Below are 23,775 nucleotides of genomic sequence, written 5' to 3'. Positions count from 1 at the left end.
GCTGATAGGCTTGATGTCCTTGGTCATGGCAGGTCTCCGGGCTGGGGGGTGGTGAGCGGGGCGAGGCGGTAGTCGCCGGTCGCGGGGTCGAGCCCGGCGACGCGGGCCAGCTCGGTCAGCCGGCGCCCGTGCCCGTCGCGAACCAGCACGGCGATCAGGTCGATGGTCTCGGCCAGCAGCGCGCGCGGGACCGTGACGACGGCCTCCTGGATGAGCTGCTCCATGCGGCGCAGCGCGCCCAGCGCGGTCCCGGCGTGGATCGTGCCGACCCCGCCGGGGTGGCCGGTGCCCCAGGCTTTGATGAGGTCGAGCGCCTCGGTGCCGCGCACCTCGCCAATGGGGATGCGGTCGGGGCGTAGGCGCAGCGACGAGCGCACCAGCTCGGACAGCGACACCACGCCGTCCTTCGTCCGCATGGCGACGAGGTTGGGCGCGGCGCATTGCAGCTCGCGGGTGTCTTCGATCAGGACGATGCGGTCGGTGGTCTTGGCGACTTCGGCCAGGAGCGCGTTGACCAGCGTGGTCTTGCCGCTGCCGGTCCCGCCCGCGACGAGGATGTTGGCGCGTGTCTGCACGCCATCGCGCAGCGCCGCCGCCTCGGCCGCCGACATGATTCCGGCCGCCGCATAGTCGTCGAGCGTGAACACGGCGACGGCGGGCTTGCGGATCGCGAAGGCCGGCGCAGCGACGACGGGCGGCAGCAGCCCCTCGAACCGCTCGCCCCCTTCCGGCAACTCGGCCGAGACGCGCGGGGACCGGGCGTGAACCTCGACGCCGACATGGTGCGCGACCAGGCGGACGATGCGCTCGCCGTCAGCGGCGGCCAACGTCATGCCGGTATCGCTGATGCCTTCGCCAAGCCGATCGACCCACAGCCGGCCGTCCGGGTTCAGCATCACCTCGATGACGGCGGCATCGTCGAGCCAGGCCGCGATCGACGGTCCCAGCGCCGTGCGCAGCATCCGCGCGCCGCGTGATTTCGCCTCGGAACGGATTGGGTGGACGGTCAAGAAAAAGCCCCTGATGAGGGCCGGGCGAACCGCCGCCCGGCGTCAGGGGCACATCAAGAGAGACAGAAAAGACCGTGCTTCAACAAGTAAATGCGGGCGTCGTAGTCTGGCGTAGAGATACAAGAACTGGCGTAGTCAGTTCATTCTTCTTGAGGCGGAAAGTCCTCGCCAATTTCTTGTCTGACCTTCGGGCCTTTCGCGAGTCGGCGGCCCAGCGCATCCATGAAGGCGTCGTAGCGGTCGCCGCCCTGGCGACGCATCGCGGCTCGCTCGCTCTCGGGCGGCGGCGGGGTGTTCGACAGCCAGAAGCGCACGAACAGCGCGATCATCTCGACGCTGATACCCGTGTCGCGCTCCAGGCGGGTGATGCGCCGGTCCAGCTTGTCGAGCCGCTTGGCGATGGCGGCCTCGCGCTGCTCATCGGCGTCGGGCGACAGGAAGGATGCGATGGCCGCCTCGGCGATCAGCGAGCGGGACTTGTCCCTCCGATCGGCATAGGCGGCGAGCGCGCGCATCAGCTCCGGGTCGAGATAGACCGACAGCGGCGTCTTCGTGGTCATAGCTCGATGCCATCACCGGGATCGAGCGACGCCTGCCGGGCCGCGCGCTGCATCTGGCGGCGCACCGTCGCCTGCCGCGCCGCGTCGCTATCGGGCTCGGGCTCGTCCAGCTCGAACTCATTGGCGGGCGCGGGCCTGGGCGTGGGCGCAATGTCGATATGGCGCTCCAGCGCCGGCTCGCGGCGCAGGTCCGCGTTCGCGGCGTCGTCCTCAGCATCCGCCTTCTTGGCGGCCTTTTTCTTCTTCGGCTTCTTGGGAGATTCATGCTCGATCGGTTCGGGCATCGGTGGCGCCTCGATCGGCGGCAGGCCGCTCCAGTCGTCGGGGCGCGGCGGGCCGCCTCCGACATTGCTGTCGGGCGGCGACATCACCCGCTGCGTGAACCTCCGGTCCTTGAAGTAGCGGACCTTCTTCGCGCGGATCGGCGGGATGCCCGCGACCATGACGATCTCGTCGTCGGGCGGGAGCTGCATGATCTCGCCGGGGGTGAGGAGCTGGCGGGCGGTCTCGGAACGCGAGACCATCAAATGCCCGAGCCAGGGGCTCAACCTGTGCCCGGCGTAATTCTTCATCGCCCGCATCTCGGTCGCGGTGCCGAGTGCGTCCGATATGCGCTTGGCGGTGCGCTCGTCGTTGGTGGCGAACGACACGCGCACATGGCAATTGTCGAGGATCGCGTTGTTCGGTCCGTAAGCCTTCTCAATCTGATTGAGGCTCTGGGCGATGAGGAAGCTCTGGATGCCGTAGCCGGCCATGAACGCCAGCGCGCTCTCGAAGAAGTCGAGCCGCCCCAGCGCGGGAAACTCGTCGAGCATCAGGAGCAGCCGGTGGCGCGACTGCCGCGCCTTCAAGTCCTCGGTCAGCCGGCGGCCAATCTGGTTGAGGATGAGGCGAATGAGCGGCTTGGTGCGCGAGATGTCGGACGGTGGCACGACGAGGTAGAGCGTCACCGGCAGCTCGCCCTCGACCAGATCCTTTATGCGCCACTCGCAGGTGCGCGTGACCTGCGCGACGACGGGATCGCGATAGAGGCCGAGGAACGACATGGCGGTCGAGAGCACGCCCGATCGCTCGTTGGCCGATTTGTTGAGCAGCTCGCGCGCGGCCGAGGCGACGACGGGATGGACGCCCGCCTCGCCCAAATGCGGCGTCGTCATCATCGCCCATAGCGTGCTTTCGATCGGCCGGCGGGGATCGGACAGGAAGGCGGCGACACCCGCCAGCGTCTTGTCGGCCTCCGCGTAGAGGACATGGAGGATCGTGCCGACCAGCAAGGCATGGGAGGTCTTTTCCCAATGGTTGCGCTTCTCGAGCGATCCTTCCGGGTCCACGAGCACGTCGGCGACGTTCTGCACGTCGCGCACTTCCCAGGCGCCCTTGCGGATTTCGAGCAGCGGGTTGTAGGCGGCCGACGCGCCATTGGTCGGATCGAACAGCAGCACCCGCGCGTGCTGGGCGCGAAAGCCGGCGGTGAGCTGCCAGTTCTCGCCTTTGATATCATGCACGATCGCCGAGCCCGGCCAGGTGAGCAGCGTCGGCACCACGAGGCCGACCCCTTTGCCGCTCCGTGTCGGCGCGAAGCACAACACATGCTCGGGACCGTCGTGGCGCAGATAGTCGCGCCCAAGCCGACCGAGCATGACGCCGCTGCCGCCCGTCAGCCCGGCGGCGGCGATCTCCCCGCGCGTCGCCCAGCGCGCCGAGCCATAGGTCTCGGCGTTCTTCAACTCGCGCGCACGCCAGACCGACATGCCGATGGCGACGACGATCGCGGCGAACCCGCCCGACACGGCGATGAACGCGCCGGTCTGGAATATCTCCGGCGCATAGGCGTCGAAGGAGAACCACCACCAGAAGAAGGCCGGCGGCGGATAGATCGGCCAATCGCCGAGCATGAACCACGGCGCCCCAAGCTCGGGCTGATAGGCGAGCGCCGCGGCCGTCCATTGCGTCGCGGTCCACAGGGCGGCGAGCACGATCAGGAAGACCGCGAAGACCTGACCCCAAAGGATTTTGGTTGCCGACATGGCATCGAAGTCGATGCGGGTCGGATACCAAATCAAGTCACCGTTATTATGGAGGAAAGTCTAGCGTAGAAAGACAGGGAGTAGCGTAGTTTGGCCCATTATATTTCCGAGCGCGATCGGCGTTATTGGACGAATATTCACACGATAGCCGGACCACGGCCCGACTCTCTGCGCACTCGTGGTCAACGGCGATGCGCTGCACGATCGGATTGATGCAGCGCGTGTGATCTGCCCTTAGAGGCCCAGCCCCCGCCCGCGACCGAACGACCAATCGACGCCGCCGCCCGCGCGCATGACGCCGGAGATGTGCTTGCCGATCTGGCGGTCGAGCGAGGGAGACCAGGGCACAAGCTGGAAGCTCAGGCCGTTGTCGATCATGGCGAAGCGGCCCGAGGCGAGCGTGATGCGCTGACGCACGGTGCCCGCGACATACTCCCCGGCCGTGGACGGCGCGTGCGGCAGGCCGACCTCGGCTGACAAGTCCTTGGCGGCTTCGTCCAGCTCGCGGCGGCGGAGCGTGTCGAGTAGGTTGCGCGCGAAGATGATGCGCTGGCCCTGCCGCCGCGCGAGCCCCTCGTCGGCGAGATGCTCGGCGCGGGCCTCCATCGCGGCGCGCACCTCAGACCCGAAGCCGCCGCCGAGATCATGGCCATCGCTCGACAGGTTGCGCCGGTCGAGCCAGGTCGCCCCCGGCGCGCGAACCTGCGCCTCGATGTCCATGTCGGAGCGCACGGCCAGCGCCACCCGCTGCCGGCCCTTCCGGTCCTCGAAGCGGCGCAGCTCGACGATCGCGCTGGGCCGGCAATCGCCGGTCGCCTCGATGTCGGGAAGCTGGACATGGTGGGTGCGGCCATCGATCCCGTCCACGATCGCATAGGCTTTGCCGGTCAGCTCGTCATGCAGGCCGCGATCGACCAGCCTGCCGACAACGGGCTGAGCCGGATCGGCGTCAAGGACGTAGCTGCCGGCGCCCCGGTCGATGCCGCGGTCGCTCATCGCCTTGTGCATCCGCTTGATGATGTCGTCGCGCTCGCCCAGCTCGCGCAGCGCGGCCTGGGCGTTGTCCGCCAGCGTCCACTGGCCGGGCGCGATCTCGTTGGCGAGGCCGAGCCCCTCCAGCTTGCGCAGTCGGCCCGTCCTCAGCACATGGTCGCCGTCCGGCCGGACGCCGGGTTCGGGCGCCATGTCGATCACGCCGTCGCGCTGCATCGTCCGCGACAAGTCGCGGTCGATCTCGGTCCAGCGTTCGGCATCGACCTGCCGCTCCAGCGATTGCCGGATTTCGAGGTCGGTGCGCGGGCCGAGTTCCTGGGTGACGATCTCGCGCGCCTGCGCCCGCATCCCCTCGCGGATATAGTCGCGCGAGATGACGAGGTTCTGCCCGTCCTCGGCGACGCCGCGCACGATGATGTGGACGTGCGGGTTATCGGTGTTCCAATGCTCGACCGCTCGCCAGTCCAGGCGGGTGCCGAGATCCTTTTCCATCCGCGTCATCAGCTCGCGGGTGAAGCCCTTGAGGTCGCGCATCTGCTCAGCGTCCTCAGGCGAGACGATGAACCTGAAATGGTGGCGGTCGTCCTCGCAGCGCGCCGCGAACTCGTTGCGGTCGAGGCCGTCCGCCTCCGCGCCGAACAACACGCCCTTTTCGCCGTCGCGCGTGACGCCATCGCGTTGCAGGTAATTGAGATGGGCGGCGAGGGAGGCGCGGCCGCCGTGCCGGACGACGCGCGCCTTGACGATAACCTGGCGCGATCGGTGCCCGAGCCGGTGGGTGGCGCGCACGCTCGCCACGCGGCCCCGGCCGAAGGTCGAGCGGCCCGGCGCGACGATGCGGCCACGGCGCGAGACATGACCGCCGGCCCTCTGCGCGGCGGCGAGCGCCTGGACGATGATCGGCAACGCCCGCTGGCTTCCTCGCGAGCGGATGCGACCAGGCCGAATACGGAAATCGTCGTCGCCGCTCATGGCGCGACAGGCCGCAATGTGCGGCAAACCCTTATGGCGACGGGCTTCGGCCCTGCGCCGCACAGTGCGGGATTTCCGCACACATTGCGCAGCAATGCCCGAAAGCCTTGAGAATCAAGGCCACAACCGAGGCGCAAGGGCTCCGCACATTGCCGCCCTTTATCTTGCCCTCCAGCCTTCCCCTTCAAAAACAGAGCCTTGCACCCGTCCGGCGCTGCGAGAGGCTGCGAGGGAACACGCCATAGAGCGCAAGAGCTGCTCATGGCGGAGAACGCCCGGAAAGGGGGACGAACAGGCCGTTGGATGGCGCGGGCGCGTCGGCCAGCACAAGCTCGGCGTGGTCGGCGGACGGTCGCTCCGGCTGCGCATCGGATCCCGTCCGGTCGGCAGCCGGTTGCGCGGTCGAAAGCGCCCCCGGTCGCACCGCGAACAACGCGGCACGACGCCATGCGAAGGGATCGGATGGCGGCGCGGCGGCAAGCTGACTGTCGCCCGAACTGCCGATGATCGCCGCCAGCTTTGCGAGATAGGCGAGCGTTTCGGTGGGCAGCGGGCGACCGCGCGACAGATATTCGTCGTAGCGGCCCGGCCCGGCATTGTAGGCCGCCAGCATCGCCGTCGCATTGCCATAGCGGTCGTGCATCGCCCGCAGATAGGCCGCGCCCGCCATGATGTTGTCGCGCACGTCATAGGGATCATTCCCCAGCCCGTGGCGTGCGCGGAGGCCCGCCCAGGTGCCGGGCATGATCTGCATCAGGCCCATCGCTCCGGCCGACGATATCGCGCGGGAGTCGCCGTTGCTCTCGACGCGCATGACAGCCCATATCCAGCGCTCGGGGATGCCGAAGTGCTGGGCTGCGTCGGCGACATGGACAGCATAGGGATGGCGCGCGGCCGATCGTTCGGCGGGCGCATACTGCGCCAGCGCGGCGACAGGCGCAGCGCCCGGCAAGAGCAGCAGCAGGACCGCGAGCATGGCGGGCGACCCGCCCCCGCTCCGCCGCCAGCCTGCCAGCGTGCTCGCTCCGGCAAAGGGTGCGCGCGATGCGCCGGCCGGGGGCCGCCCTTGACCTTCGCTGCGCGCGCCGGCCGGCCTGTGACCGAGCGGGACGGAGGGATGAGACGGCCTTTCCGCGAACAAAGGGATGATCGGGGACAGCACCGATCAACTCCGATCATCGCGCGGCTTGGGTCGCTTCCACGACAACCGGAACGTCCGGCCATCATCATCGGCGCGGAACAGCACCGGCCGGAACGGCGATCCAAATAGCGGGCTGTCGATCTCAAGCGCGATGTAGTCACCGGCGCGTTCGCCGACCCGTTTCCACGCGCCGCCGACTTCGGGGCCGTCCTCGTCGTCGAGGTGGACGCGGTAATCGGGCGCATTTTCGGCGTCGCTCGGATCGAGCGCGACAAGCACGATCGCTTCGTTGATGCCGAACAGCCGAACGCGGCCGGCATAGCCGTCGGCGGTGGATTCAAAGATGTTGGTTTGCATGGCCGATCTCCAATGAAAGGACGCAAGAGGGTTTGAGTCGGTTGTCAGGCGCAGATCCTCGTGGGTCCGGTTTCTTCGTTGGTCCGCCGGCGCCGGTACGGACGAGTTGCTCTGATCGGAGACGGGCGCCCGTCTCCGTTGGTTCTTCAACCAATCTCCAATCCGTGCCCCGCATCCCCAGCTGGGGTTCCGGTCACAAATCGGCGTTCGGCCTCGGCTTCCCACTCTCCTTGGGAGCGCGACCCCGCGCTGCGGGGCCCGCTAATTGACCATCAGGACAGCCGAGATTCGTTGGACGATCGCATGCATGGGTCGCGGCGCTCGTAATCACGCTGGTCGCGCAACACCTGGTAGGCGATCGTCAGAAGCTTGCGCGCCACGGCAACCTTGGCGCGATTAGTGCCCTTGCTTGCCTTGAGGCGCTCGTAATCGAACTTGAGTACGGGGTCGGCAGCAACGGCCGGCGCCACGGCCTCGACAAAGGCCCACCGCAACCATTTGTTGCCCGCCTTGATGATCCGGCCGTGGAAGGTCTTGCCCCCGCTCGAATAGGTCGACGGTACCAGCCCGGCATAGCAGGCCAGCTTCGCGGCCGAGCGGAAGCGGCCGATATCATCGATCTCGGCGGCGACGAGACGCGCGAAGAACTCACCCAGGCCCGGAATGGTCTTCAGCCGCTTGACGTCGGCGTTACCCTTGCTGAATGCGCGGATCGTCGCCTCGGACGCTTTGATATGACCGTTTATGTCGTCGATGAACGCAACCGAACGATCGATCTCGATGCGGTCGACCTCCGACACGCTCAGCAGCGCCAGATGGCACCGGCCCGCCTTGCCAAACAGGTCCGTCACCTCGCGCAATGGCTTGGTCTGTTCGGGATAGCGGTCGAAAATGGTCACGACCCGGTTCTTCACCATCGTGCGCAGCCGCACGTAGAACATCCGTTCGCGCAGCGCCTGGCGCAGCGTGCGGGCCGCCTCGCCAGGTACATAGGCCACCGGCACCAGATCGGCGCGCAGCAGGTGGGCAAGAATGGTCGCGTCGATCTTATCGGTCTTGATCTTCGCTTCCGCGATCGCCTTCACCTTGGCCGGATGCGCGAGCACGACATCGTCGCACAACTCGTCGAGCCAGTCGTACATGACCGTCCAGTTGCGGGTTGCCTCCATCACCGCATGGCTGTTCTCGAGATAGGGCGACAGGAAGCCGGCCAGCGCGCGCGGATCGTTCTTGACCCGGCCCGATCGGACCGTTTGCCCGCCTGCATCCTGCACGACCAGATGGGTGTAGGCTTTGTGGTAGTCGACACCGACGTGGTAATCATATGGCATGAGTGCACCTCCGTGACCGTCGAGGGTCACCGGACCCGCCGACGAACCGCCAACGATCCACGGATGCATCTGCACAGCAACGGCAATCATCACCGCTCCATCCCGTCATTGGCGCTGACCGCTTTCATGCCGTCTCCTTGGCTTTGGGGGTTGAAGGGGTTGGGGAGGGCGCGCGCAGCCAGAGCGACGTGGCGCGTCCGATGACGGCGGAGGCCGGCAGCGGGCCGAAGTAGCGACCGTCCAGACTGTCGGGATGGGCGGGATTGAGCAGCAGCAGCTCGCCCGGTTGCAGCGTGCGGCAACCTCGCCAGACCGGCAGCGGGCGGCCCCGCCCGTCACGCGCGCGGGCGCTGGCGACGAACTGGCCATCGACGCTCACCACAGCACCAATGCGGCACACTCGCTGTCCGGTCTTCGCGGCGACATGCTTCAGGAGCGGCACGCCCTCGGGCAAATAACCGCGCGCCGAAAGCCAGCGGGAAAGTCGCTCGGGCGGCGCGACAGCGACCAGATCGCCCAGTTTTGGATCGCGATCGGGATGGATGCGATAGAGCCCGATCGGCGCGCTGGCGCTGGCGTTCCAGATGACGCGCGGGAGCGGATCGGCGACGGCGATGGCGACGAAGGCCGTGGCGAAGGCGGACGCAGTGATAGCCGTCGCGATGGCATAGCGACGGCGCGTCATTCTTCGATCTCCCGGCGCTTGAGCCAGGCGTGATGGCGCTCGATCGTGTAGAGGCGCGGCTGCTGGCCGGCGGCGATGCGGTTGTGGACGTGCCGCCAATGGTCGGCAGCCGCATCGCAGGGATCGACGCCGGCCGCTTCCACCGCGTCGATCGCGGCGAGCACTTGGCTAACCTTGGGCCAGCCCTCGATCTTGAGCAGGATGTCGCCGCCCGGCCGCACGAACGGCAGCGTCGTGTAGGCTTCGTTGGCCGCGACCGCGCGCACCACGTCGATGCGCGAGACGATCGTGCCGAAGTCGTTGGCCGCCCAGCGCACGAACGCGAAGACGGCGCCCGGACGGAAGCCGACGACGCGGGTTCGGCGCGTCAGGATGCGGTCCTGGGCGATGCGGCCGAAGCGTATCCAGTGCTCCAGCTTCTTCTCGATCCAGGTCAGTTCGACATGGGTGAGGCCGTCGCGGGCGAGCGCGCTGAATGCGCCGCTGCCGCGCACGGCCGGGGGCCGGTCATCGATCATGGGAGGTCTCCGGGGGTGTGCCGCGCGTGCTGACTGGCAGCGGCGTCCAGAGCCGCGCGCGCCGTTAGCAAGAATCCGAAGGATTCTTTTCTATTAGCATCGTTAGAAGGGGGCCGATTCCGCGAGGATTTCTGCGGGTTTGCGAGGACCGCGCGTTCCCGAAAGTCCGAGTCTCGCGTTCCCGATCGTCCGAATCCGGCCGTTCCCGATAGTCCGAGCCTCATGGCCAGTTCTCCACAGGCTTGAGGCCGACACGGCGCATGGCCGCGTCGAACGGATCGACGGGGATAGGGGTGAAGTTGAGCCGGTCGCGGCCGAGCGCATGTTCAAGCGTGAGGACGTAGCCGGGGAGCGGTTGGCGCGCGACGATGGCGCGCAGCTCGAACGCGAACCGGCGCAGCGGCGAGAGCACGCCGGATTTCAGGTAGAGGTGCGGAACGTCGAAGCTCCAGCCGCCTTCCTGCCGCCCGCCATGCTTGCGCACGATGCGGTAGAGCCAGCGTTCAAGCCCGCCCGTGAGGTCGAAATAGGCGCGGTCGATGGTCAGCACGAGCGCGCGGTCGAGCACGCCGGCATAGAACCAGTCGGGCAGGATCAGCTCGATACCGAGCGCACGGCCGTTACTGTCCGCCAGCTCGCGCCATTCGTTGATCCATGAGAAACGATGGCGGCGGCGCTGGTGCTGCTGCCGGATCGAAGTGGCGACGGTCGTGGATTGCAGGCGGTCGAGCGCGGCCTTCAGCCGCTCGTAGCTCGCCTTGCCGGTGCCGCGCCGGGTGAACGCCAGTATCTCGTGCGGCGTCGTCACCATCAGGCGCGAGGTCGGCCGTCCGGCGTCGCGCGCCTCGATGAGCTGGCTCGCCGCCCAGATCAGCACGTCGGCGTCCCAAATAGTCGCCATGCCGTGCTCGGGCACGGCCTCGACCGAGATCCATGTCGCGCCCACGCGGAAGTCGATGGGCGCGGTGCGGCGGGCCTTGGCGAGCGAGAAGAACGGCCAGGCCATCAAGTTCTGGGCGTCGCGGGCCGCAAGGTCGCCGGGGACCGAGCGGAACAGTTCAAGCTGCGTGCGCTCGGCGCTCGACCGGCCGGAAAGGGAGCGTGCGGTGGGCATCGGTGCTCAGCGGCGCACGCAATCGGTGGGCAGGCGCTTGGCGGGATGGACGACGCCGCTGCCCGGATCGGACGTGGACCGGCGGGTGCCGAGCGCGGCCCAGGCGTCGAGATCGTCGATCGCATAGACGATCCGACCGCCGAGCCTGCGGAACACGGGGCCGGTGCCGTAGCAGCGATGCTTTTCCAGCGTGCGGGCCGAGAGGCCGAGGTGGATCGCCGCGTCGGGCGTCTTGAGATAGCGTGGCGTTGTGGCGGCGACAAGCTCGGCCATGATGATCCTCCTGGTGACGGCCGGCCCCGAAAAAGGGGTCCGGCGGACAGGAGGGAATGATGGCGAAATGCCCCCTATGTGGAGAAGGGGACGCGGGCGACCGGGTCGCCAATGTCCCCCTCAGCCGCCCCGCAGCAACCGGATGTAACCGCCGTCGCGCAGCTCGACGGCTTCCTTGAGCCAGCGTCTGATGCACTTGCGTTCCGCGCTGTCCGTCCATTCGGTAGGCGTGTAGTGACGGACCTTGGGGTGGATCAGCGAGGCGGCCAGCTCTCGCTGGCTGGCGCCCGCGCGGCGACCGTCGAGCACTTGCAGCAGGGTGAGGAGATGTTCGCGCCGGAAGGGCGGCGGGCGTAGCGCCGGCGGGCCGGCCGCCATGCCGCTGAGGCGGCGGCACAGGCGCTCGGCCGATGCGAGGCGCGCGAAGGGGGCGGGTTCGATCGGCACCATCAAGGCCATCGCGTCGTGACGTGATCCGCACACGCACAGATGCTCATCGCCATCGGGATCGGCGAGGATGACATGCAGGACGTCGCCCATCCTGATCCGGGCGCGAATGTCGCCCAGCGCCGCCAAGTCGAGCGGGCCGGCGCCGATGCCGGCGACCGCGGGCGCGAGGATGATGCTCGCCGGCGAGAGGTCGGGGCGCGCGACCGCCAGCTTGCGGTCGAAGGCCGCGCCGGGCGCGGCGTGGTAGCTGATCCCCCAGCGATCCACCAGGGCGGCGGTAGCGTCGTCGGCGGAGATCGCGCCACGTTTCACGCGGCCGAGCGCGCGCTGGTATTCGGCGCGATAGCGGGTATTGCGGCCGAGATAGCCGATGGCGATGTCCGTATATTGCAGCGCGTCGTCCCCGGTCTCGTTCAGGGGCGCGCGCCAGTCCCTCTCAGGCGGCATCGTAACCCTCCCAAGCATGGCCCTCTGCGGGGCGCGTTGGAAGATGTTCTCACCGCCGCCGTTGCCGAGAAGCCCTGCCGGGCAGGCGGCCGCATAGCGGATTCAAGTCAGCATTTTGAAGGGATTATACGCACCGCTGCGCGTGTTCCGGGGCCGCTCTCAGTTCGGCGGCGGGCGCAGATAGTGGCGATAGCCGGTCGCGGTCATCCAGCGCGCGCGGGCGAGATGCGAGTCATAGACGGAGCGGGCGCGTTCCGGTTCGGCGGCAGGGTCGATCCCGAAGATGATGCGAACGGCTTCGCGCCAGTCGGCATTTTCGTCGGCCGCATCGAGCAGTCGCCAATAGGTCCGATGATGATGCTCATCATAGTCGGTGACATGGGGCGCGTCCGGGGCGCGATCCTCGAAAGCGGCTATTGCCATCGCCTCGTTCCGCTTTCAGCCATAGCCCCCTGCGCCTGCTGATTCATCGCCTATACACCATAATGGATCGAAGTAATCGCACCGTCTTTGCTATGGCCCTCTGATACTGCGCGAACAGTCGGACCCGCTCCGTTGCCGGCTACTTGCGCTGTTCGGGACTTGAATCGGTCACGAGCAACACGCCTCGGCCTCGATCCGAATCGAGGAAGACAATCCCCGCCGCCTCAAGCGCCTTCATCACCTGATGCCGGGTATTGTCGTTCACCGGCTTATAACTCTCCGATTCCAGCCGCTTCAGCGCGGTCAGAGCAATAATGGCCTTCTCGGCGAGCGTCTCCTGTGTCCAGCCAAGAAGTGCGCGAGCGGCCCGCACCTGGCGGGAAGTGATCATGCAAGATCACCTCCACAACCTTCGGGTCGTTCGCTACGGAAACGACTATTATAGTCGTCTTGGGGGAATTGGAATATCCTGATCGCGAGCTGGGTGAATACCCGGCGAGCGCGCCCTTTGAGCGGCCGCGCAGACCATCGGGATGCGCGGCCGCCGCCGATCCGGGGAGCGGGTCGGCGGCGTCGTGTGGGCGATGGGAAGCGAAGCCGCAGAGCCGGGCGGTCCAGCCCTGCGGCTCGAAACGGTCAACCCGTTTTTAGGCGCTGCATCCCTTCGGCTAGCGTCCAGAGCGCGCGATTGAGTGTCACATTCTGGTCGATGCCATTGATGGCGCGAGTCTGGCTGCGGCGGATACGGCCCTCAGCGTTACGCTTGCGGCCATGCAACCCGCCCCGAATGACGTTCTCCTGAATCACGTTGAACGTGCTCCACAGGCTGTTGCCTACATCCTCGCGGCGGCGCGGCTCGATGATCTGCTCGGGGCGAAGCGGGCTTTCATCGTCGCCATAGCGGGCGACAAGGCTTACCTCGCCAAGCAAGCGCTGTTCGTCTCGCGAAAGCTGCACACCCTTCATGGTCTCGCTGGCGTCGATCAGTCGCGGAAAGTCTTCCGCCACGGTATAAACGCCCTCGATAATGTCGTCCTGAATGTTGCCCTTGTGCGGCACGCGGACCTCCTCGAACCGCTCGCCCGCAATCATGCTGTTGGTGCAGACGAAGCGCAGCATCCCAGCGAACATCTGATAGGCGCTGGTCCCGTCATGGCTGTTAACGATGATGACTTCCGCCGCCTCCGGCTTGCCGATACCGTCATCCCGGCGCAAGCGCAGCATATGCTTGGCGTGGCCGTGGCGGCTGCCGTCGCGCGGGACCGACTGCACGGCGAAGAACGGGAACCATCCTTCGCGGCGCAGCCCCTCCACGATGTCGATGGTGGGGACATAGACATAGCGCTCGGAACGGCTGTCGTGCGCCTCGCGGGCGAAGATGGATGGCACGTGGCGATACAGCGCCTCGTTGTCGAGCGGTTCACGTCCGCTGATCTGGTGGGCGTTGCGGCCGAACCGGGTAGCGAGATGATGGATGCTCATGAGTCTGTCCTTCCTTGGGTCTGGGTTTCGCGCAGCGAAGCGCCGCGCTGAAACCCTGCCCGGCGGCGAGCCAGGGGTAGCAAAGGGCAAGGGCGGCCGGGGCGGAGGGGGATCACCCGGCCTGCACAAGCGAAGCGCGGAAGGCTGGGGATACCGCCCCGGACGGTTCCACTTCCCTTGCCCGGCGCGAGGGCAACGCCCTTAGCAACCGCGCGGCGCCAGCCGCGCTGCGACCAGCGCGACGATCAAGGATGCTTGATCGGCCCATCTGGATTAGAGATACCTGCGAGCAACTCGCAAATAGTGCCCCGCCCATAATCGGGCGCGGATCAAGAACCGAAGACCTGGAAGGACAATAATGAACAACAGCGACCTGGCCGAACAACTGGCTGCCGCCCACGGCGTCACCAAGACCGATGCGAAGAAGCTCGTCGATGCGGTGTTCGCCGCGATCGGTGACGCAGCCGCCAAGGGCGAGGAAGTCTCACTCAACGGCTTCGGCAAGTTCAAGGTGAAGGCCAGCCCAGCGCGCGACGGCCGCAATCCATCGACCGGCGAGACGATCAAGATCAAGGCGTCGAAGAAGCTGGTGTTCACGCCCGCCAAAGCGGTCAAGGACAAGCTCAACGGCTGAGTTTATGGGGGATGGCGCTTCGCCCGGCTCGCCGGGTGGAGCTCCAGTTCGCGGCGCTCAATAGAGATTGTCGCGATAGTCCTTGTCCAAGCCCTTCTTGAGCAGGCCGGTCACGCCGGGGACGGAAAGAGTCGCGCGCGGGCCAGCGCCGGGCTTTCGCGCAGGTCGAGCGTCTCGATCTCCACGCCGATCGCCAGCAGCGGAGTCTTGTCCTTGACGGTGAAGCGCTCGCGCGCCGTCGCGTCAGTAGTAAGACGGGCTTGCCCCCGCACGACGGCGATCCGGTTCGCGCCGGGGATCAGCAGCGCCAGCGCGATATTCGGCTGCTCGACGACGTTGCGGAAGCTATCCACGCGGCGGTTGCCGGGCCGGTCGGCGAACCACAGCACGTCCCCATCGAGCTGCGCCATGCAACCGGCCGGATCGCCCTTTGGGCTGAGATCGGCGCGGCCTTCCGCGCCGATCGTCGCCAGCGCCAGGAAACGGCTTGCGGCAACGAAGGCGGCAGAATCGTCAGGAGCGTGGGCCGGCTGCGCCGCCCATAGTTCGGACCGGATCAGCGCCTTGGCGCAATGACCGTAGCATTCGTCCACGGCGACACGGACATGATCGGCGTCGATGCCGGCGACCCGGCCGTTGACGCGCAGCGTCTCGCCGATGCCGGAGAGGAGGAACAGCGCGCCGAACGCCGCGCCCGGCTGCGCGAGAGCGGGATCGTCGAGCAGCGCCAGCGGAACGCGCAATTCCTGGGCATCGCCGCTGGCGAAGCCCGGCGCGCTGCCGGCCAGTGTGATGCCGACGCCCGATCCATCGCCGAAGCCGGCGAACATCAATTGCGATGCGGAGATCCAGCGCAGCGCGCCGACATCGAGATGGTCGATCACCTTGAGGTGCATCGGCGGCGGAGTCCTGCCGATCACGCTTTCCAGCTCGGCGACGGTGGTGATCGCCGCGCCGCTCATTGCAGTGTCCGCACGGGCTGGCCGAGCGTGAGCGCCAGCATGATCCGTGTCGAGCAGAGCGCGCAGTCGAGCGCGTTCGCCGCGTTCTGAGGGCAGTCGAGGCAGCGCGGGCTGGATCCATCGACCAGGCCGAGCAGCAGATGCTCGTCGTCGGACAGGCCCGGTCCTTCGCCGACGATCATCGGCCGGCCGAGCGCCGTTTCATAGAAGAGGCATAGACTGTCGAGCACCGGCGCGAGCATGGTGCAGTCATGGGCGTCGAGCGTGTGCGCCAAGCGGGGCTGCACCGACGCTCCACTGTCCCGCGCATTCCGCCAGCACCGCGCCGCATCAACCAGCATCGCCGGAACGGCGATCGCATCCTGTGTGGGCGGCGAAAAATGGCGGGTCACGTGTCGATCCTTCCTAGACTTGGCCCCTTTCGCTTTTGCGAATGATTCTTAACTAGCCTGACGCCGTGTCATCGGCAAGTGCGAATGACCGTCTGATCGAGGAAGGCGCCCCGCCGAAAGGCGGGGCGCGTCGTCCGGTCAGCGCGACCAGATGAGGGCGTATTGGCCGGCGGTGTCGGTTTCGGACAGCGTGGCGTAGACGGGAGCCGGGAAGCTCGGATCGTCCAGCTTGACCGAGGTGTATTCGCGGCCTTCGCGGCTGGTCTTCTTCCAGGCAGCGCCGATATCCATGTCGGCGGTGCTGACGCGGAAGTCGGGGGACTTTTCGCCGTCCTTCTCGACCGGACGGAAGATGACCTTGGTGTTGAGAGTGAGCGTCTTGATGACGCCGGTGAACTCGCCCTTGCTGTTGGCGGTGAAGGTGCCGATCGTAGCCATGTCGTAATCTCCGTTCTTTCGGGCCACGCCCTTCGCGGCCTCGATGGTGATCGGCAGGCCGGGGGCGATTGGCCGCGCACCGCAAAGCGGCCGCAGCGTGAGCGGAGGATGGCGGCGGCCCGTTATTTTGGTTCGCGATGCAAAGCGCGGCACGCGCGGCGGAAAATAGCGGGCCATAGCCGTTGCGAAGACAATCGAGGCGAAGCCGTCGCTCGGTCAGATCACGCCATTGAGAGGCCGCCGGGGCGCTCGGCTCCGAGGGATGAGATTTCCGCTATGCCTGCCGTTTGTGTCGGCAACCCCGCCAGCAGCCTTGCGCGATGTTCATTCTACGTTCCAAGGTGCGGCTGCTTCAGCCACATGGGGACGTGAGGATTCGGGGGAAGGACGTGACGAAATTGTTTTCGCAGGATCAGCTCGAAGCCATAGCCGGTGCGCTTGGCGATACGGAAACCGGGCTGAAAGGAACCGAGATCGCGATGCTGATCGCGACCTGTCAAATGGCCGATCCCGGCGAGATGACCAAGCGGCACCGCATCTACAACGCCTTCGCCGAAAGCCAGAACGCGCGGCAGGACCGCACCCGCATCCTCGGCTTCATCCGCCATGCGATGCGTCCTGCGCGATACAGCCGCGAGCCGCATCGCTACGAGCCGATGCGTGCCAGTCTCAACCAGGCACTCGCCTTCGCCGGCCTTGTGGTCAGCGAGGCCGGGAAGATCGAAGCGGTCGAACAGGCGACGACGCTGCCGGAAGCGCAGCGCCGGGCGAAGGAACTGCGCACCGATCTGGAGACGCGCGGCGTCCATGCCGACGTGCTGCGCTTCTGCCGGGCCGAACTGCTGGCCGACGACTATTTCCATGCGGTCCAGGAAGCGGTGAAAAGCATCGCCGACAAGATGCGCGTGCGGACTGGCCTCACCGATGACGGGGGGACGCTGGTAGACCGCGTGCTCGGCGGCGAGCCGCCGATGCTGGCGATCAATCCGCGAAGCACGGTCAGCGAGCGCAGCGAGCAGAGCGGCTTCGCCAATCTCGTCAAAGGCGTCTTCGGCATGTTCCGCAACCCAACTGCCCACGAGGCGCGCATCCACTGGCCGATGACCAAGACCGACGCCGAGGATCTGCTGACGCTCGTATCGCTGATCCATCGCAGGCTCGATACCTCTATGATGCCACCGCGTACCTGATCCCTTCAGGGTGGCGGCGGATTGGCAACGTAATCGTCGAGCGCAGCCACGATCCGGTCGAGTAACCCGGCAAATTTCGAGAAATCGATCGTGTCCTTCTGCGGCTGCACAACCTTCTCGGCGAACCTGGCTTTGCCGTATTTCCCGGCCTCTCCGTGCTTCTTGTTGGGGTCGAACACCTTACCATCAATGACGGTTTTCAAAAGCGCGGGATCGAACAAGTCCTCAATGCAACTTATGCCTTGCGCACCGATTTCCGGTGTTTTGATAAGATAAAGATTGGGTGCGAGCCGATAGAATGGGTCCGTGGAGGTCCGAGCTATATGCGCGGCGCCGAGGCCCTTGGCGGCACCAAAAATCTCTTTCGCTCCGTCGTCATTGTCGATGAGCACGATGATGGGGTTGGGCAGCGGGCGATGTCGGTAACGCTTGAGGGCGTCAGGGTAGCGGCGGATAAAGTGGAAAAGATCGCCTGCGCCATTCCCGAGCTGCAACACGTCATGGATCGTGCTGGAGAACTTCATGAACTTGAGTGCGGGTTTAAACTTGCCTTTGTCCATCGCGCCCAGCCTGGGATGGTAGGCAGTGAGCTTCTCCATCGCCGCACGCAGATAGACGGTATCCGTCTTTCCCTCCGGGATGATGAGGGGCTTGGGCGCCACAACGAAGTTTCGGTAGAACAGAAACCGGATGTAGAGCTTACGGGTCGCCGTGGCCGTCGCGTCCTTCTTTTTGTCAGCGGAAGGTCGCGTATCGACCTGATCGCGCACATGATAGACGTGGCCGAGCATCCCTTGCAGCGGCGCGAGGGATGTTGCCGGCTCCGGCACATCGGGATCGCCTGCTTTGCCGCCCGCCAGCGCCGCAGGGACCATCCGATAGTAGGTTCCGCTGTTGAACAGCGACCAGCACATGGCCCGCACCGTGCGGTAGTATTCGGGACGGACGTTCGGCTTCTCGTTGACGAGCAAGCCGGTGGCGACCTGTCGTGACCCGCGATATTGCATCCTAGTCTTGGTAGGATTTACCTCAAACCCGGCCTTTTCGATCTCCTTCAGGAGCGCGGCGCCGAGTGTCCAGTCATGCTCCGAGCCTGCGACCGGGGCGGCGATGTCAGGAGGGAATGCCTTGGCGTTCGTGGAAAAGGTGATGTCGTCGGCATAGCGTGAGTAGGTGCATTTCTGCGCCTTGGCGAAGCGCACGAGCCGGATGTCCAGTAGATGCCCGACGACATTTGAAATGACCGGGGAACAGGGACTTCCTTGGGGAAGGACATGATCGTGGCAGGCGATCTGTGCGATCAAAGTCGCGATTTTCGGATCGAGGGCGAACCGTTTGTCCTTAATGAACATACCGCGCACGCGGCCGAAATTGATCGACGGGAAGAAATCCTTGATGTCGAGATTCAGCACGTAGCGCCGCCGTTTGTGGACCGCGGCGTTCGTTACGATGGACAGATGTTTGGCGAAGCCGTGGGAGAGCTGCCGGCGCGGTGAACCCACCTTGTCGATGTCGGCGAGCGCCAGGTAGAGGACATTGGCTAGACGCCGTTGCAGCAGCTTCAGCTTGGGCGTCGGGGCAAGAATCGCCCTCGGCGTGCCGTCGCGCTTCGGGATCGTGAACGCGGTATATTTCTGCGCGTCTGGGAGGTGATAGAGCAGGTAGGCAAGCGCGGCGGGCTTATATCCCAGGATCGCAGCTAGATCGTCGAGCGACTTTGCCGCTTGTAGTTTCGCCAGACTCGACACCCCACCCCCCTAACAGGCGGCTTACAGGCACTCCTATGCGTACGATCAGATCGTCCGCTCAGCGGAAATGCTGCAATAAGGGTAGATGGAAGCATCACTGCCTAACATCGGTGTCTTATATCGCGATGCGCGATAACAACTCTGCCTGTAAGCCTGCGGCTGTTGTTGTCCAAAGCACTTACAATTTCAAGTGTAAGTGGCGAGCCGGGCAAGCCCCGGCGAGCTGCAGACTCAAACGACAAAGCGGCCGCGCCCGATTGGGGCGCGGCCGCGATTTTTTGGGGCCGATTGCGAAAGGCTGTGCGGATCAGCGCTGCGCTTCGCGCCAGCGCCGGGCCGCCGCCGCGCTGAACAGCGGGCGGTCTACACAGGCGCGATGCTCGACCACGAAGGCGGCGCAACCGTGCAGGACATAATCGTGGGTGACGATCTGATCGTCGGAAAAGTCGTTGATCGGCTTGCCGCAGCGGATGCAGCACAACGTGCCCGGCTGGTTGTTGCGGCGGGCGATGACGCGGAACAGGCGGCGCATGACGGCCTCCTTGCAGCAAGAGCGCCGCCCCGAAGGCCGGCGCGAAGGTGCGGGTGAAGCCGGGACCGCTGACGCGGCCCCGGCCCGATGCCGCTATTCGGCGGCGACGGCGTAGGCGGCTTCGCCATCCTCAGCCTGCGCTTCGGGAGCCTCCGCCTCGGACGGTTCCACGGTCCCCGTATCCTCGTCCTCGACCGACGCGGGCTGCTCGGTCTCCGGCTCGGGCGTCCGCAGGATCGAGGGCAGCCATCCGGTCCCGGCCAGAAGCTGCTCGGCGGCTTGCGCCATGTCCGGCTTCTTCATGTCGGCGATACGGCGGGCGGCATCCTCGGACACGCCTTCAGTGACGGCCTCGACGATATGACCCTTGGTGACGCGGCCGAGGTAGCTCTCCACGGTCGGCGTCCAGTCCTTCGCCACGTCCAGCGCCAGCGCGGTCGCCAGCCTGTCCGCCGTTTGTAGCGACAGGGGCTTGCGATCCCACGGCAGGCGCAGCGCGTTGACGGTGCGGGCCGCGCAATGCGCCAGCAGCAGGGTCCGCTTCTCGCAGTCCAGCGCCACGATGAAGCCCCACAGGTCCGCCACGTCACGCGGCATCCGTTCGGCCCATGCCTCGTGTTGCTCGCTCGCCCGTGCCGCCAAGGGGGTGTCCTCGATCCCGTCCGCATGACTGCCAAGCGGCGTCACGGTCGGACGAACCTCAAGGCAACCGGCCTCGGCGTAGCTGTAGAACAGTTGCGCCGTGAGCGTATGGGTCAAGGCGACCAACGCCATATCGGGTTGCTCGGCCAGCGCCACGCGGAGCGCCAAGGTCCGATGGGCGGACAGGTCGCACGTGAGGCTGTCGGAAATCGGCTTGCCCGGTTCCTCGTCCTCCACGTCCTCGGCTTCGGGCTCATCCTCGGCCTGCTCGTCCTCCACGCCCTCCGGGTCGATCCCTTCGCCGTCGACCTCATCCTCGGGCTGCGGGAAGGCCAGCGCCTCGTCCTCGGCCCGAATGAAGCCGCGCTCGATCCTGACCGCGCCGTCATGGTGCAGCACCACGAACGCGCCGCCGTAGGCGATCACGTTGGCGTCATAGGCATGGCGCTTCTCGGAAATGGCGTCGATCTCGTCGGAAATCGCCTCCAGCTTCTCGGCTACGTCCTCGGGCATTTCGTCGTAGGACGAATAGCCTTCGGCAAGCGCGTCATGCTCTGCGGACAGGGTGTCCAACCGCGCCTCGTCCTCATCGGACAGCGAAACGGATTGCGGATAGAAGCGCCGCATCCCGTGGGCGTGGGGGTAGTCGATATGCGCCTCGGCCCATTTCCAGCCTTCGGCCTGCACCGTCGCGGCAACCTCGCGCAGCTTCTCGACCGCAAGCATGTCGAGCAAGCCCGCATCCTCGAAGAAGCCGCCCCGGTCCTCGCTGAACAGGTCGCGGATGATATTGCCGCCCGCCTCGACATAGGCGTCGGCCCCGACGAACACCGCGCGTCGGTCGGTCGCCGGAACATTGCTCGCGGTCATGTCACGCCGGATGATCCACGGCTCGCGATTGTGATGCAGGCCCTCGAACACCTGCTCCTGCCGGGCATGGTCCTCGGTGATGGCGAAGGCCATAAGCTGGTCCAGCGTAAGGCCGTCCTCGCGATAGACCTGCAACAGCTTCGGACTGACAGCGCCCAAGCGAAGCCGCTGCTTCACCACGGAGGCCGACACGCCGAACCGCGCCCCGATCTCTTCCGCGCCCCAACCCTTGTCGTTGGAAAGCTCGGCGAACCGCTCGAACTGGTCGGCGGGGTGCATGGGGGTGCGGGTGACATTTTCGTCAAGGCTTACCTCGGCGGGATCATTCGCCGTATCCAGCCAGCACCGGACAGGTTCGGATTTCTTGCATTGTTTGCGCTTGGCGCGCAGCAGCATCGCCAGCCTGCGGCCCTCGCCAGCGGTGACGAGATAGTAGCTGGTCGGCGTCCCGTCCTCCTTGGTTTCCGGCTCCACGACAAGGTTCTGGATCAGCCCCTTATGCTGGATCGAAGCGGCCAGCGCCTCGATAGCGGCTTCCCCATGCGGCACCTTGCGCGCGTTGCGCGGGGACTTCTTGAGCTTGGCGAGCGGCACGAAAATCTCGACGCCAGACACAGGCTCGGCGGCTGCGGTTTGGGTAACAGCGTTCATTGTCTTCACTCCTTCAAAAGCACACGCACCCCGGAGCGGGGTGGGCGGCGAAAGAGCGACCGGCAGGCCCGCCGGCGGAGCCGGGCAGCACCCAAGGGGCCGGAAAGAAGAGGAGGACGCGCAACGCGCGTTGCGGCCCGGCGCGGCGGGCCTAAAGGGAAGCGACGCCCACCCCGCGGGAGGGGAGCGTAGCGACCCAACAAAGCGATCGGGACGGCGCACGCCCTGGCCCGATCTCCGCAGTCTGGAAAAGCTGGAATCCGCCACGGCGGATTTGCCGATCGGCGTGGATACGCCGACGTTTGGGGCGTTGCGGGGTTGCCCCCGCTTGAAGGGGTCTGACGAGACCCGCGTGGCTCGTCAGTAGGGGAAGTCCTTCCCCAACCGGTCGGTGACGTCATCCTGTAATTACGGTTGCTTCGGCGCTTCCGGGAGTCTGATTGCAGCGCTAGTCATATGTGATGAGCACAGCCTACTTAAACGCGATTCTGGCTCGGGAGGCTGTCGATACCAGCGCATTCTCCCCTGTTCGGCAGGTCCAAACAATTATCGCGCCCGTGCTTCAACGATGGGCAAACCGTTTCTTGCTGTCGATCTCTCCAAGCGGTTCTTTTGCCAAGGGCACGGCCAATCGAAGCGGCACCGACATCGACCTTTTCATTTCTCTGCACGAAGACACGCCCGAAACCTTGAAGGATATTTGCGGCTCGCTCTTCAACGCCATTGCGGGTGCCGGCTATGCGCCAAAACGGCAGAATGTGTCGATCAACGCGACGATCGGCGGCTTCGATGTCGATCTCGTCCCTGGCAAACGGCAGACCGCCTGGACGACAGATCACAGCCTTTACCGTCGCAAAGCCGATACCTGGACGAAGACAAATGTGACGACACATATCAACACCGTCGTCATGGCCGGCCATCAGCGCGAGTCGCGGCTCCTGAAGCTATGGCGCAACCAGAAGCGGCTCGAATTCCCGTCCTTCTACCTGGAGCTGACAGTGATCGCCGCCTTGCACGGTAGGCAATCGCAGGATCTGGCGCAGAATGTTGTGAAGGTGCTGGAGTATCTCCGAGACAGGTTCGCCGCAGCACGGGTGGTCGATCCCGCCAATGGCAACAACGTCATATCGGACGATCTCACCGACACGGAGAAGCAAGCGGTGCGGCGATTGGCGGAAGCTGCGCTGAGCGGCAATTGGAGCGGTTTCGTCCAATGACCGACTGGTCCCTCAAAACTCTGCTGCAAAGCCTGCACGACGAGATCGAAGCGAAGCTGGGCATCGCGCGCGGTAGCTTCGGCCACGGCGGAACGAAGGGTGACGCCAGCGAAGCTGTTTGGCTAGAGCTGTTGCAGGCCTATTTGCCGGAACGGTATCGCGCTGCCGGCGCCCATGTCGTCGACAGCAAGGGCGCCTTCAGCCACCAGATCGATATCGTCATTTTCGATCGGCAATATTCGCCCTTTATCTTCAATTTCAAAGGCCAGTTCATCGTACCGGCAGAGAGCGTCTATGCCGTGTTCGAGACCAAGCAGGCGATCAATGCCCAGCACGTCGCTTATGCAGCGGACAAGGTGGCCAGTGTTCGCGCGCTCCATCGGACGAGCCTGCCGATACCCTACGCCGGCGGTGTCTACGATCCGCGACCGCTGCCGGACATTATCGGCGGATTGCTTACGTTCGAAAGCGTATGGAATCCGCCGCTGGGCCAACCGCTGACCGATGCGCTCGCAGCCCTCGATGGGCAGCACCGCCTCGATATTGGATGCGTCGCGGCGCATGGGGTGTTCGGCTGTGACACGGACGGCTGCTCGCAAGCGGAGGTCGGCGTGCGAGCGGCGACGCGCTTCCTGCTCAACCTTATCGCTCGCCTCCAGGCGAGCGCGACGGTTCCGATGATCGATGTGGGTGCCTATGCCGCGTGGCTCGACTGA

25 protein-coding genes are annotated in these 23,775 nt (G+C 65.8%); 4 read left to right on the top strand and 21 right to left on the bottom strand.

Going from position 1 to position 23,775, the window contains the following annotated elements; translation table 11 throughout:
- Positions 1 to 23: 23 nt before the first annotated feature.
- From trbB to EDF69_RS02985, 15 genes are all read right to left on the bottom strand, one after another.
- Entirely contained in the window at positions 24 to 1,010 is a 987-nt protein-coding gene (trbB, locus tag EDF69_RS03055) for a P-type conjugative transfer ATPase TrbB (protein ID WP_119081693.1), read from the bottom strand.
- A gap of 140 nt (positions 1,011 to 1,150) precedes the next feature.
- Entirely contained in the window at positions 1,151 to 1,570 is a 420-nt protein-coding gene (locus EDF69_RS03050) for a CopG family ribbon-helix-helix protein (RefSeq protein ID WP_119081691.1), read from the bottom strand.
- The gene (locus tag EDF69_RS03045; RefSeq protein WP_119084400.1) at positions 1,567 to 3,597 is read right to left on the bottom strand and encodes a conjugal transfer protein TraG; all 2,031 of its coding nucleotides are present in this window, start codon (positions 3,595 to 3,597) and stop codon (positions 1,567 to 1,569) included. Before EDF69_RS03045 ends, EDF69_RS03050 begins: the two co-directional genes overlap by 4 nt.
- A 234-nt stretch (positions 3,598 to 3,831) precedes the next feature.
- Entirely contained in the window at positions 3,832 to 5,562 is a 1,731-nt protein-coding gene (locus EDF69_RS03040; protein WP_132883907.1) for a relaxase/mobilization nuclease domain-containing protein, read from the bottom strand.
- A gap of 259 nt (positions 5,563 to 5,821) precedes the next feature.
- Entirely contained in the window at positions 5,822 to 6,538 is a 717-nt protein-coding gene (locus EDF69_RS03035) for a lytic transglycosylase domain-containing protein (protein WP_231727511.1), read from the bottom strand.
- A 189-nt stretch (positions 6,539 to 6,727) separates the two neighbouring features.
- Positions 6,728 to 7,060, bottom strand: coding sequence for a DUF736 domain-containing protein (locus tag EDF69_RS03030; RefSeq protein ID WP_066549539.1), 333 nt, complete (start codon positions 7,058 to 7,060; stop codon positions 6,728 to 6,730).
- A 272-nt stretch (positions 7,061 to 7,332) separates the two neighbouring features.
- Positions 7,333 to 8,481 (bottom strand): IS110 family transposase, encoded by a 1,149-nt coding sequence (locus EDF69_RS03025; RefSeq protein ID WP_204991297.1) that lies wholly within the window; start codon positions 8,479 to 8,481, stop codon positions 7,333 to 7,335.
- 34 nt (positions 8,482 to 8,515) lie between these two features.
- Positions 8,516 to 9,076, bottom strand: coding sequence for a S26 family signal peptidase (locus EDF69_RS03020; RefSeq protein WP_132883906.1), 561 nt, complete (start codon positions 9,074 to 9,076; stop codon positions 8,516 to 8,518).
- The gene (locus EDF69_RS03015) at positions 9,073 to 9,594 is read right to left on the bottom strand and encodes a DUF2840 domain-containing protein (RefSeq protein WP_119081687.1); all 522 of its coding nucleotides are present in this window, start codon (positions 9,592 to 9,594) and stop codon (positions 9,073 to 9,075) included. The genes EDF69_RS03020 and EDF69_RS03015 overlap by 4 nt, the downstream gene beginning before the upstream one ends.
- Before the next feature lie 220 nt (positions 9,595 to 9,814).
- Positions 9,815 to 10,708, bottom strand: coding sequence for a replication initiator protein A (locus tag EDF69_RS03010; protein WP_119081684.1), 894 nt, complete (start codon positions 10,706 to 10,708; stop codon positions 9,815 to 9,817).
- A 6-nt stretch (positions 10,709 to 10,714) separates the two neighbouring features.
- A complete protein-coding gene (locus EDF69_RS03005) occupies positions 10,715 to 10,981 on the bottom strand; it encodes a helix-turn-helix transcriptional regulator (protein WP_066549548.1) in 267 nt (88 codons plus the stop codon).
- Positions 10,982 to 11,101: 120 nt separating this feature from the next.
- Positions 11,102 to 11,878: a DUF2285 domain-containing protein gene (locus EDF69_RS03000; protein WP_119081683.1), complete on the bottom strand. Its 777-nt coding sequence runs from the start codon at positions 11,876 to 11,878 to the stop codon at positions 11,102 to 11,104.
- 159 nt (positions 11,879 to 12,037) lie between these two features.
- A complete protein-coding gene (locus EDF69_RS02995) occupies positions 12,038 to 12,301 on the bottom strand; it encodes a DNA -binding domain-containing protein (RefSeq protein WP_066549553.1) in 264 nt (87 codons plus the stop codon).
- A gap of 139 nt (positions 12,302 to 12,440) precedes the next feature.
- Positions 12,441 to 12,692, bottom strand: coding sequence for a helix-turn-helix domain-containing protein (locus tag EDF69_RS02990; RefSeq protein ID WP_066549555.1), 252 nt, complete (start codon positions 12,690 to 12,692; stop codon positions 12,441 to 12,443).
- 245 nt (positions 12,693 to 12,937) lie between these two features.
- Positions 12,938 to 13,783, bottom strand: coding sequence for a DUF932 domain-containing protein (locus tag EDF69_RS02985; RefSeq protein ID WP_066549556.1), 846 nt, complete (start codon positions 13,781 to 13,783; stop codon positions 12,938 to 12,940).
- A 358-nt stretch (positions 13,784 to 14,141) separates the two neighbouring features.
- Here EDF69_RS02985 and EDF69_RS02980 point away from each other — a divergent pair, with 358 nt between their 5' ends.
- Positions 14,142 to 14,417 (top strand): HU family DNA-binding protein, encoded by a 276-nt coding sequence (locus EDF69_RS02980; RefSeq protein ID WP_066549557.1) that lies wholly within the window; start codon positions 14,142 to 14,144, stop codon positions 14,415 to 14,417.
- Positions 14,418 to 14,527: 110 nt separating this feature from the next.
- Here the strand turns inward: EDF69_RS02980 and EDF69_RS02975 are convergent, their stop codons facing one another.
- The 3 genes from EDF69_RS02975 to EDF69_RS19930 form a co-directional block, all read right to left on the bottom strand.
- Positions 14,528 to 15,379 carry a pyridoxamine 5'-phosphate oxidase family protein gene (locus tag EDF69_RS02975; protein ID WP_204991296.1) on the bottom strand — a complete coding sequence of 284 codons (852 nt, stop codon included), beginning with the start codon at positions 15,377 to 15,379 and terminating at the stop codon, positions 14,528 to 14,530.
- Positions 15,376 to 15,771: a hypothetical protein gene (locus EDF69_RS02970; protein ID WP_066549559.1), complete on the bottom strand. Its 396-nt coding sequence runs from the start codon at positions 15,769 to 15,771 to the stop codon at positions 15,376 to 15,378. Before EDF69_RS02970 ends, EDF69_RS02975 begins: the two co-directional genes overlap by 4 nt.
- Positions 15,772 to 15,909: 138 nt before the next feature.
- Positions 15,910 to 16,386, bottom strand: coding sequence for a DUF736 domain-containing protein (locus tag EDF69_RS19930; RefSeq protein WP_425336576.1), 477 nt, complete (start codon positions 16,384 to 16,386; stop codon positions 15,910 to 15,912).
- Positions 16,387 to 16,598: 212 nt separating this feature from the next.
- On the opposite strand from EDF69_RS19930, the gene EDF69_RS02960 reads away from it, so the two are divergent.
- Positions 16,599 to 17,399, top strand: a complete 801-nt coding sequence (locus tag EDF69_RS02960) for a TIGR02391 family protein (protein WP_066549560.1) — start codon at positions 16,599 to 16,601, stop codon at positions 17,397 to 17,399.
- 5 nt (positions 17,400 to 17,404) lie between these two features.
- Here EDF69_RS02960 and EDF69_RS02955 read toward each other — a convergent pair whose 3' ends face one another.
- The 3 genes from EDF69_RS02955 to EDF69_RS02945 form a co-directional block, all read right to left on the bottom strand.
- Entirely contained in the window at positions 17,405 to 19,147 is a 1,743-nt protein-coding gene (locus EDF69_RS02955; RefSeq protein ID WP_132883905.1) for a retron Ec67 family RNA-directed DNA polymerase/endonuclease, read from the bottom strand.
- 307 nt (positions 19,148 to 19,454) lie between these two features.
- Positions 19,455 to 19,679, bottom strand: a complete 225-nt coding sequence (locus EDF69_RS02950) for a hypothetical protein (RefSeq protein WP_066549563.1) — start codon at positions 19,677 to 19,679, stop codon at positions 19,455 to 19,457.
- A 93-nt stretch (positions 19,680 to 19,772) separates the two neighbouring features.
- Entirely contained in the window at positions 19,773 to 21,842 is a 2,070-nt protein-coding gene (locus EDF69_RS02945) for a ParB/RepB/Spo0J family partition protein (protein ID WP_066549564.1), read from the bottom strand.
- Between the two features lie 461 nt (positions 21,843 to 22,303).
- Here EDF69_RS02945 and EDF69_RS02940 point away from each other — a divergent pair, with 461 nt between their 5' ends.
- Both EDF69_RS02940 and EDF69_RS02935 read left to right on the top strand, forming a co-directional pair.
- Entirely contained in the window at positions 22,304 to 23,059 is a 756-nt protein-coding gene (locus EDF69_RS02940; protein WP_119081678.1) for a nucleotidyltransferase domain-containing protein, read from the top strand.
- Entirely contained in the window at positions 23,056 to 23,775 is a 720-nt protein-coding gene (locus EDF69_RS02935; protein ID WP_132883904.1) for a DUF6602 domain-containing protein, read from the top strand. The genes EDF69_RS02940 and EDF69_RS02935 overlap by 4 nt, the downstream gene beginning before the upstream one ends.

The sequence above is a fragment of the Sphingomonas sp. JUb134 genome, assembly GCF_004341505.2.
In the GTDB taxonomy this organism is placed as follows: domain Bacteria; phylum Pseudomonadota; class Alphaproteobacteria; order Sphingomonadales; family Sphingomonadaceae; genus Sphingomonas.
This window is presented reverse-complemented; position numbering and strand designations above follow the sequence as displayed.

What these genes read in the sequence shown, in the direction of transcription:
- EDF69_RS03050 (WP_119081691.1), bottom strand. Translation starts at nt 1,570, where the DNA reads ATGACCACGAAGACGCCGCTGTCGGTCTATCTCGACCCGGAGCTGATG.
- EDF69_RS03045 (WP_119084400.1), bottom strand. Translation starts at nt 3,597, where the DNA reads ATGTCGGCAACCAAAATCCTTTGGGGTCAGGTCTTCGCGGTCTTCCTG.
- EDF69_RS03040 (WP_132883907.1), bottom strand. Translation starts at nt 5,562, where the DNA reads ATGAGCGGCGACGACGATTTCCGTATTCGGCCTGGTCGCATCCGCTCG.
- EDF69_RS03035 (WP_231727511.1), bottom strand. Translation starts at nt 6,538, where the DNA reads ATGCTCGCGGTCCTGCTGCTGCTCTTGCCGGGCGCTGCGCCTGTCGCC.
- EDF69_RS03030 (WP_066549539.1), bottom strand. Translation starts at nt 7,060, where the DNA reads ATGCAAACCAACATCTTTGAATCCACCGCCGACGGCTATGCCGGCCGC.
- EDF69_RS03025 (WP_204991297.1), bottom strand. Translation starts at nt 8,481, where the DNA reads ATGATTGCCGTTGCTGTGCAGATGCATCCGTGGATCGTTGGCGGTTCG.
- EDF69_RS03020 (WP_132883906.1), bottom strand. Translation starts at nt 9,076, where the DNA reads ATGACGCGCCGTCGCTATGCCATCGCGACGGCTATCACTGCGTCCGCC.
- EDF69_RS03015 (WP_119081687.1), bottom strand. Translation starts at nt 9,594, where the DNA reads ATGATCGATGACCGGCCCCCGGCCGTGCGCGGCAGCGGCGCATTCAGC.
- EDF69_RS03010 (WP_119081684.1), bottom strand. Translation starts at nt 10,708, where the DNA reads ATGCCCACCGCACGCTCCCTTTCCGGCCGGTCGAGCGCCGAGCGCACG.
- EDF69_RS03005 (WP_066549548.1), bottom strand. Translation starts at nt 10,981, where the DNA reads ATGGCCGAGCTTGTCGCCGCCACAACGCCACGCTATCTCAAGACGCCC.
- EDF69_RS03000 (WP_119081683.1), bottom strand. Translation starts at nt 11,878, where the DNA reads ATGCCGCCTGAGAGGGACTGGCGCGCGCCCCTGAACGAGACCGGGGAC.
- EDF69_RS02995 (WP_066549553.1), bottom strand. Translation starts at nt 12,301, where the DNA reads ATGGCAATAGCCGCTTTCGAGGATCGCGCCCCGGACGCGCCCCATGTC.
- EDF69_RS02990 (WP_066549555.1), bottom strand. Translation starts at nt 12,692, where the DNA reads ATGATCACTTCCCGCCAGGTGCGGGCCGCTCGCGCACTTCTTGGCTGG.
- EDF69_RS02985 (WP_066549556.1), bottom strand. Translation starts at nt 13,783, where the DNA reads ATGAGCATCCATCATCTCGCTACCCGGTTCGGCCGCAACGCCCACCAG.
- EDF69_RS02980 (WP_066549557.1), top strand. Translation starts at nt 14,142, where the DNA reads ATGAACAACAGCGACCTGGCCGAACAACTGGCTGCCGCCCACGGCGTC.
- EDF69_RS02975 (WP_204991296.1), bottom strand. Translation starts at nt 15,379, where the DNA reads ATGAGCGGCGCGGCGATCACCACCGTCGCCGAGCTGGAAAGCGTGATC.
- EDF69_RS19930 (WP_425336576.1), bottom strand. Translation starts at nt 16,386, where the DNA reads ATGGCCCGCTATTTTCCGCCGCGCGTGCCGCGCTTTGCATCGCGAACC.
- EDF69_RS02950 (WP_066549563.1), bottom strand. Translation starts at nt 19,679, where the DNA reads ATGCGCCGCCTGTTCCGCGTCATCGCCCGCCGCAACAACCAGCCGGGC.
- EDF69_RS02945 (WP_066549564.1), bottom strand. Translation starts at nt 21,842, where the DNA reads ATGAACGCTGTTACCCAAACCGCAGCCGCCGAGCCTGTGTCTGGCGTC.
- EDF69_RS02940 (WP_119081678.1), top strand. Translation starts at nt 22,304, where the DNA reads ATGAGCACAGCCTACTTAAACGCGATTCTGGCTCGGGAGGCTGTCGAT.
- EDF69_RS02935 (WP_132883904.1), top strand. Translation starts at nt 23,056, where the DNA reads ATGACCGACTGGTCCCTCAAAACTCTGCTGCAAAGCCTGCACGACGAG.